The organism is Mycobacterium sp. (assembly GCF_008709575.1).
Classification (GTDB): Bacteria; Actinomycetota; Actinomycetes; order Mycobacteriales; family Mycobacteriaceae; genus Mycobacterium.
On record NZ_VYIK01000372.1, the window covers coordinates 1 to 680 of the forward strand.

A 680-nucleotide genomic window follows, 5' to 3' on the forward strand; every position below is an offset into this window, starting at 1 on the left:
GCAGCCAGTTCGACGGCTGGACGCAGGCCATCGAGGCGGCCAACGCCGCCAGCCACGAGCACCCCAGCCGGGTGATCGTCGTGGCGGCCGGGGATGCGGAGGCTCCCGAAGCACGGCTGGACGCCGAATTGCGGGGCGGCGGGGACAGCGGCGCCGGTGAGGTGGTGGTGCTGCGGCTGTCGGGCCCGCTTGCCGGTCATGCCGACAACGTCGTCATACCCTTCCTGCTTCCTGACATCCCGGTGGTGACCTGGTGGCCCGGGCTCGCTCCGGCGGCGCCCGCACACGATCCTTTGGGCAAGTTGGCGATTCGGCGTATCACGGACGCGACAAACAGTCCCGAGCCGTTGTCGGCGATCAAAAGCCGGCTGCCCGGATCCACGCCCGGCGACACCGATCTGGCCTGGAGCCGGATCCGACCACAGGACGGCGTGACGGCGACCTTGACTCGGACCGCTCGACCGCCTGCGTTGCTTCCGTTGCCGCGCAGGGAAACCCGGGAGTGCCTGGCCGAGGATCTGCGGCGGCTCGATCCTGACGCGATCTACTTTTCGGCACTGGAGGGTATCGACCGGGTGGAGTACGTATGAGCCGCAGCATCGAGACATTTCCCGACAGTGACGCGCTGGTCACGGCGGCGGGCGAGCGCTTGATCGGCGTCGTCGAGTCGGCCGTGGCGG

At 69.3% G+C, this 680-nt stretch carries 1 protein-coding gene; it reads left to right on the forward strand.

All coding sequences use genetic code 11. The features are described 5' to 3' along the window. Window positions 1-590: glucose-6-phosphate dehydrogenase assembly protein OpcA (locus F6Q13_RS19025; protein WP_293059842.1), on the forward strand; the 590-nt coding region annotated here is incomplete at its 5' end. Window positions 591-680 lie beyond the last annotated feature (90 nt).